Genomic DNA, 6,788 nt, shown 5'->3' on the forward strand with positions numbered 1-6,788 from the left:
GAATTCGACGAGCATTGGCTTGTTCAATTTGGTCGGAGATCTCAATTAATGTTGCCTGTTCCTCAGGTGTTAAGATGTCAGACCGGGGAGTGTCAATTAGTCAAAGACGACTGGATAAGAATGTTAGTCCATTAAAATGGACTTGGGCTATTAGCCCGGCGTTTGAACTCCGGGCTGGTTTTCAGGTTTACTTTATACCCTTAAACCGTTCTTTCGCCGACTCAAATGCTTCTTGCATAACCGATTGAATCTTCTGAGGATCGGGTTTTTTCCCACCCATTAAATCCCCAAAATAAACACAAGCCCCCTCACCCAACGCCCAGGTATACGCCGCCGCCCAAGACGCCGCGATCGCACTTCCCAAACCGGGTAAAAATTTGATTAACTCTCGTCCCACAGCTTGCGCCACAAATCCTCCCGCGATCGCACTCACGACTCCACCAGCTTGAGAAGGCGTCAGCGTCTGTCCATATAATTTCCCCAACAACCCAACCAGCGAGACTTGTAGCGCCGTTAAAACGGGCATTGTGGCAAAAGGTAACGGTACCGCCGCCAACGTTGCTGCCATAATCGAAAATGACAAAATATAACGTCGCCCGACATCCCGATAGAGATTCCCCAGTTGCTGACCTGCGTCTCCCTGTGCCAATAATTGCGAAATCGCCCTGGATTCGGCTTCTGGTAATAACTCAGCTAAAGCATCGCTGAGTGCCTCTAAGCCATAAAATACGGGATTATACTCATCTTCTTCTAGGGTAAAATCAATCATAACCGCCCGATTATAAAGTCCCTTAAAAGTGTCCTGAATCCCCTCAAAGGCGCGATTCAACTCTTCATAGTCTGGCGGATAAGCCGGATGATCAGTAATATCAGTTGGATAAAGTTCATGTAAACAAGTTACAGCCAGCAGACAGGGAATCTCTGGATATTTCTCCTGTAACTGTTCAGCCACCTGTCGCAGCGTATCTGTGGCAAAGTCATTAATTTTCACCGTCAAAATCAGGATTCTGGCACGATGAGTATCCTGTTGCAATTCACCCGCCAATTCTTGAATAATGATCGGCGTTTCTTGGTTAACATCACCCAAACCCACAGTATCGGTAAAAATCAGCAAGGGTAGGTCATTTGAGGGATAGGCATAACGCTCAGTATATTGCGTATGGGGACGAAATCCCTGACCCACAATCTCCGCTGAAACCCCAGTCAATCCCCGCACAATGGAACTTTTCCCTGATTGAGGCTTACCAATCAGCAGCGCTTGGGTTGTGGGGAGTTCTTTCCGTACCGACGCCAAAATCTCAGCGACTTGCGCCTCATTAACACTAAACCAGTCAATCACCGTTTGTGTCACTTGTTCGGTGGGAAGGAGTTTCTGCAAGCGATCGCTTGCTGTAGTCCAGAGTCCAGCCATGCGGTTCGTCCAGGAGTTATCAACCGACTCTGGAGTTGTCTCTTCTGTCGGTTTGTGCACCTGCTGAGAATCAGCCGATGGTACGTCAGCCTTACGTTCGTCAGTCATCCTAATCGATGAATCCCTTCAATCCTGCCTATCTTTAAGATTACAAGTAGAGACGCGCCATGGCGCGTCTCTACCGATTGATTGGTTGAACATTTGCCAGATATCCGATTCTGTATCCGCTAGATTAACCGAATTCACCGCTAAAAATCCCTCGTTGGTTTGAGGCGGATGATCTCGCAATGCGCGATAAAAATCCTCAATCACCTGATCAGGGACTTGACGTTGGCGCTGTCGGTTCCAAGTTTGGCAGGTTTCTAGGGGAGTGGTAAGATACCAAGCTAGCCAGCGCACGGTTTCACCGGATATCTTAGGCAACAGCGATCGCCGCCATTCGGGTTTGGCATTGGTTGCATCGTAAATCACCGGGTTTCCATCGGCAATAGATCGATGAATTTGCTGTAACACTTGCGTTTCAATCAATGACCAATCCCCTTGGATGTTCTCATCCCCAAATAGCTGCGCCCGGATAGCATCCGTGGACACAATCACCGCTTTGGATTCAACTTGAGTCAGTTTGGCAGCTAGGGTAGACTTGCCAGAACTAGGAGAACCTATGAGAAAATGACAAATCATCAATAGAATTGTTTCAAAAGCGATTTACCTGACAATTAAGCGATTACGGGTCACAATTATATGACTTCTGTCAATACAAATTTATACCTAATTTTAGAGAACCTCGGTTTCTTTATCCTTGCCACTGGATTTACCGCAATTGTCGGCTGGGCGTGGCGGAAGGCTAAACCGTTCACTATTCCTGAACCCTTACCCGGATGGTTCAAAATTTGGTTTGGCACAGTTCAGGTTATCGGAGTCTTAGTTCCCCTAGTCGTTATGCTTCTCTGGGGCGTCTGGTGGAACCATTCTACGGTGTTAACTGTACTTGCCTCCTATTTTTTGATGCTAGGATTACAAATTTTATCGGAGATAATCACATTAAAACAGTTTCAATCGGTTGTTTGGGTAATGGTTCCTTACTTATATCTGCCTTATCGCCTCTGGCAATTATATGAAGGACTGACTATCCTGAATTCGGATAGCGAATTGATGTGGGTAAGGACTCTGTTAATTGTCGAAATTGTTGTCTGGACAGGTAACTATCTCTTAGATTTGGCACAGCTTCCCCGACTGTTTCGATGGGAGGTTAAGGAAGGCTAACTCTGTTAATCAGATCCCCGACTTCTTGAAGAAGTCAGAGATCTTAGGTTGAATGGCACTGACTTTAGTCGTTTGTAGTCAGCGCTTTAGCGCTTCTGGCACGCTTCGTGCCTACTACAAACCCAGGTTAAGTCAGTGCTATTGATCTTAGGTTTAGTGATCGTGGTGGTGATGATGATGATGATGATGACTGGAAGCCATTTCCGGATTAACCGCGATCGCAGTTTCGGCTAAAAGCGCTTCAATCTGAGGATTTGCCCAATCTGCCACCATGGCTAAAAAGTCAGGATGATCATTAACACAGGGCATCTGCACATAAGCGACATCAGAGTTACGATGCTCTAAAGCGTGAATGATGTGATGAACATCCAGCAAGGTTTCATGATTTTCTGTAGCAAAGCCAATCGGCATAAATACGAGCGCTTTTGCCCCTAAATCAATCAGATTCTTCGCCGCTAACTCGGTATTGGGCTGTGTCCACTTAATCAAAGGGGTTTGGTGATTCAGCCAACCCACTGAAATTAAAGGATACTTATAAATTAGCTTTTCCCGTACCCGTTCATACAACGCCTCACTTTCCATGATGCCGGAGGTAAATCCCTTTGCCTCATGGGGACAACCATGGTTCATCAGGACAATGCCAATTTGAGAGGGTAAGTAAGCGGAGGCTAAATCAGCCGCGATTTTTTCCTCCACCATCTGCGCCATCAAGTCAATGTAGGCGGGTTCGTTGTAAAAGGAGGGGATATATCGTTGTCCAGAGAGCCAATGTTCGTCGCCCTCCGTCAACTTGACTAAGGCATTATTCACCTGTTCAACAGCAATACCACTGGTGAAGATAGAATCAACGACGAGGAGGGGATAGATTAGCAGTTTATCAAAGCCTTGGGCTTTAATCTGCTCCAGTACCTGTTCGGGTAAAAACGGAGCGCAGAAGTTAAACGCCTTAAAGACTTGCACGCGATCGCCCCATTGTTCTTGCAGGTGGTGTTCAATTCCCGCCCGTTGCTGCTCAAAAATTTGGTTGTGGGGGGAGATGAAGTTATTGTGCTGATGTCCCCACTCATGGAAATCAAAAACGGCTAACAGTTTGGCTAAGGGCGGATACACCCAGGTGGGTACAGGCGCAAACTTAGCGGTTAATAAGTTTAAGGCTTGCTCATTATAGTTGGCAAAGTCTTCGTAACTTTCGACTTCCCCATAACCCATGAGTAAAACGGCAACGCGATCGCCGCCTTCTGGGTTAGATGTGGGTATTGATTGGACTTTTTCAGGAGTGGCAACCACAAGACTATCCTATCAATTGATGGAACATTAACTGGGTCTCTTCCGAGGTTAGGAATTGAGACTCGCCAGTTACCTTTAGGGTAGCATCCCCTGTAGGGGGATGATTCACCTGTCTCGCTACAATTAGTTTATCTGAAGCAATACGCCAATCAGGGGTGGCAAAAAACTAATGCATGAGCCAGAGCCGAAAAATTGGCATCAAAAGACTTGGGTGAGAGTCCTGCTACTAATCTTTGCTGTGCTGATCGCGGGGGGGCTTTACCTGCTTTCTATCCGCATCGCCACTCAGAGACCTCGGACTGTTCCAGTTACACCCGACACCTCAGATTGAGATGGCTTGACTAATTTTACTCTCTTTTGAACGGAGAGGGAGGGATTCGAACCCTCGTTAGAGTTTCCCCTAAACAGCATTTCCAGTGCTGCGCCTTAAACCGCTCGGCCACCTCTCCAGGGGGTTTATTATGATGTGTGCGAGACTTAACAGTATCAAACTTAGCACACAATCTGTAATTATACACGAAAAGGATGACTCGATTCTATAAAATTACAATTCACCATCGCCAAACCAACACCCAACATACCCTAGAAGTTCCAAGCGATCGCTACATCCTCCAAGCCGCAGAAGACCAAGGGGTAGAACTGCCATTTTCTTGTCGCAATGGCGCTTGCACCACCTGTGCGGTGCGTGTCATCTCCGGTGAAATCCATCAACCGGAAGCCATGGGACTGTCTCCAGCGCTGCGCGAAAAAGGGTACGCACTGTTATGTGTGGGGTATCCCCGTTCTGACATAGAAGTCGAAACCCAGGATGAGGATGAAGTCTACGAACTCCAGTTTGGGCGCTATTTTGGTAAAGGCAAGATTCGGTTTGGATTACCCTTAGATGAGGATTAAACAGCACAGTCGCTCCCTCTATTTCAGCCACTCCCCCCTTTTTAAGGGGGGCTGGGGGGGATCAAAACGCCACACGGTTAACGTGAACAGCAGTACAGCTTATCCCAGCCGCCTCATCGCCCTCCTGATTAGCTTTAGCTTTCTCCTTTTACTGGGGGGATGTCAATCTAAACAAGTTACTCCTGGTATCCCTGTACAAGTCCAACAAGTCGTCAGTGGACAAACCATCGAGGTATTAGATACCACTCAACAACCCGCCTTAATTGTTCGGGTACGGTTAATTGGTATAGAAGCACCCGACTTGAGACAACAGCCTTGGGGAAACGCAGCCAAAACTCGGATTGAACAACTTATTGGTGAAACCAGGGGTCAACAACTGGTACTCCAATCGGTTTTCTTAGAACCTGATGTGCAAACTAAAGACAGTTTTGGTCGTTGGTTAGCCTACGTTTGGCATGATGGAGTCATGATCAACGAACAACTGATTAAAGAAGGATATGTTTTAGCGACACCGCGATCGCCTAATAATAAATATAATGACCGCCTAATCCGCGCTCAGGAATACGCCAGGATTATGGGATATGGCATTTGGAACCCAGAACAACCCCTCCGTTTAACCCCTGCTGAATTTCGGCGACGCAATCCTTAGAAGAAGCAAGTTTGTAGTAAGCACAAAGCGTGCTTAAACGCCTAGACGGAGTTGGCTAAAGTTCCCTCACTACAAAACAAATCTGATAGATTTTGCCGATTTTCTGGGCGCACGTCGGTCATTGGTGTCAACGTAAGGTGAAGAGATCTTAGAGCGGGGGGTGTAGGGGCGGGTTTTACAGATAACATGGAAGCACCAAACTGATAACTTGACTAAACCCGCCCTTCTCCCATAGCCGGGTGAGCAGAAATCCCATAGCTGAAAATTAGAATGGTTAAGGGTTTATAAAAATCGGATTTACGCCAAGCCTCTATTCGTAGTGGCGTGACCCAACTAAAATAGGGCTTTGTTTGTAGTGAGAACTTTATCTCGCGCCCCATAGCTAGAGAGGGCTGAAGCCCTTACTACAAGCTGAATCTAATCCACCAATTAAGGTGTGCCACGCCAGTAACGCACCTTTACCCCCATCAGTAGTGTGTCTGCGTAAGTCCTGAAAAATAATGTTTGATGGTCATAATTTGATTTTTTAACAGTTCACCATGAACGTTTTACTTACTCTGTGCAACTCTATAAGAGTTGGAAGGTTTTATCATAATTGATTCATCCTGCTAGTCGAATAGCACAATGAATCAAAACTAAATAAGCTGTCATGCGTTTAAATTGGGTATTAGTAGCGAGCAAGATGCTTGATGTAGCGAGCAAGATGCAAAGCCTGCGGCATGGCTTCGCTTAACGCACTACGGCAAGGATTGCGCCATTATTGATATTAAGGTTTAAATGCCGAACAGCTTATTGTTTAATTTTATTAAAAGAAAACCCAAAAACATTAAGAATAAGCGAAACTATCAAGCATAGCGATTACAGGGTGTTGAACCAATGAAATCAGCTCGATTGTGCTGGCGTTGTTTATCCGTCTGGCTGTCTCTGTGCCAAGGTATACTTTTGGGTATCGCTTCACTGGTGGTTGATTCTCCGGTATTGGCACAATCAATAACTCCAGCAGACGGTACAGGCACAATCGTCACACCGGATGGGAACCGCATCGACATTTCCGGTGGGAGTCTGTCTTCTGATGGCAAAAACCTCTTCCACAGTTTCGGGCAGTTTGGCTTAAATCCCGAAGAAGTCGCCAACTTTTTAGCTAATCCAGATTTAAATAATATCCTCAGTCGCGTCGTCGGTGGTGACGCCTCTGTGATTAACGGGTTAATTCAGGTCACAGGCGGCAATCCTAACTTATATTTAATGAATCCGGCTGGAATCATTTTCGGTCCAAATGCCTCA

8 protein-coding genes and 1 tRNA gene are annotated in these 6,788 nt (G+C 46.3%); 5 read left to right on the plus strand and 4 right to left on the minus strand.

Annotated features, from left to right (window positions below; genetic code table 11):
* Positions 1–187: 187 nt before the first annotated feature.
* A complete protein-coding gene (locus RIB93_RS18140) occupies positions 188–1,519 on the minus strand; it encodes a GTPase family protein (RefSeq protein ID WP_446374219.1) in 1,332 nt (443 codons plus the stop codon).
* 18 nt (positions 1,520–1,537) lie between these two features.
* Complete coding sequence (locus tag RIB93_RS18145; RefSeq protein WP_446374221.1) at positions 1,538–2,092, minus strand: AAA family ATPase; 555 nt, start codon at positions 2,090–2,092, stop codon at positions 1,538–1,540.
* 60 nt (positions 2,093–2,152) lie between these two features.
* On the opposite strand from RIB93_RS18145, the gene RIB93_RS18150 reads away from it, so the two are divergent.
* Entirely contained in the window at positions 2,153–2,674 is a 522-nt protein-coding gene (locus RIB93_RS18150; protein WP_446374223.1) for a hypothetical protein, read from the plus strand.
* Positions 2,675–2,827: 153 nt separating this feature from the next.
* On the opposite strand, the gene RIB93_RS18155 is transcribed toward RIB93_RS18150, so the two are convergent.
* Positions 2,828–3,961, minus strand: a complete 1,134-nt coding sequence (locus RIB93_RS18155; protein ID WP_446374225.1) for a ferrochelatase — start codon at positions 3,959–3,961, stop codon at positions 2,828–2,830.
* 169 nt (positions 3,962–4,130) lie between these two features.
* Here RIB93_RS18155 and RIB93_RS18160 point away from each other — a divergent pair, with 169 nt between their 5' ends.
* On the plus strand, positions 4,131–4,292 hold the full coding sequence (locus RIB93_RS18160) for a hypothetical protein (protein ID WP_446374227.1): 162 nt from the start codon (positions 4,131–4,133) through the stop codon (positions 4,290–4,292).
* A 31-nt stretch (positions 4,293–4,323) separates the two neighbouring features.
* Here RIB93_RS18160 and RIB93_RS18165 read toward each other — a convergent pair.
* Positions 4,324–4,410: transfer RNA gene (locus RIB93_RS18165), tRNA-Ser, on the minus strand.
* A 76-nt stretch (positions 4,411–4,486) separates the two neighbouring features.
* On the opposite strand from RIB93_RS18165, the gene RIB93_RS18170 reads away from it, so the two are divergent.
* The 3 genes from RIB93_RS18170 to RIB93_RS18180 form a co-directional block, all read left to right on the plus strand.
* Positions 4,487–4,855, plus strand: a complete 369-nt coding sequence (locus tag RIB93_RS18170) for a 2Fe-2S iron-sulfur cluster-binding protein (RefSeq protein WP_446374229.1) — start codon at positions 4,487–4,489, stop codon at positions 4,853–4,855.
* An 82-nt stretch (positions 4,856–4,937) separates the two neighbouring features.
* A complete protein-coding gene (locus tag RIB93_RS18175; RefSeq protein WP_446374231.1) occupies positions 4,938–5,504 on the plus strand; it encodes a thermonuclease family protein in 567 nt (188 codons plus the stop codon).
* An 876-nt stretch (positions 5,505–6,380) separates the two neighbouring features.
* A partial coding sequence (locus RIB93_RS18180) for a two-partner secretion domain-containing protein (RefSeq protein ID WP_446374233.1) occupies positions 6,381–6,788 on the plus strand: 408 nt, incomplete at its 3' end.

It is taken from the genome of Coleofasciculus sp. D1-CHI-01 (assembly GCF_040218875.1).
Taxonomy (GTDB): Bacteria; Cyanobacteriota; Cyanobacteriia; order Cyanobacteriales; family Coleofasciculaceae; genus Coleofasciculus.

Bases quoted from the DNA above. Each gene is read 5' to 3' on its own strand.
- RIB93_RS18150 (WP_446374223.1), top strand. From the start codon at position 2,153: ATGACTTCTGTCAATACAAATTTATACCTAATTTTAGAGAACCTCGGT.
- RIB93_RS18160 (WP_446374227.1), top strand. From the start codon at position 4,131: ATGCATGAGCCAGAGCCGAAAAATTGGCATCAAAAGACTTGGGTGAGA.
- RIB93_RS18170 (WP_446374229.1), top strand. From the start codon at position 4,487: ATGACTCGATTCTATAAAATTACAATTCACCATCGCCAAACCAACACC.
- RIB93_RS18145 (WP_446374221.1), bottom strand. From the start codon at position 2,092: ATGATTTGTCATTTTCTCATAGGTTCTCCTAGTTCTGGCAAGTCTACC.
- RIB93_RS18140 (WP_446374219.1), bottom strand. From the start codon at position 1,519: ATGACTGACGAACGTAAGGCTGACGTACCATCGGCTGATTCTCAGCAG.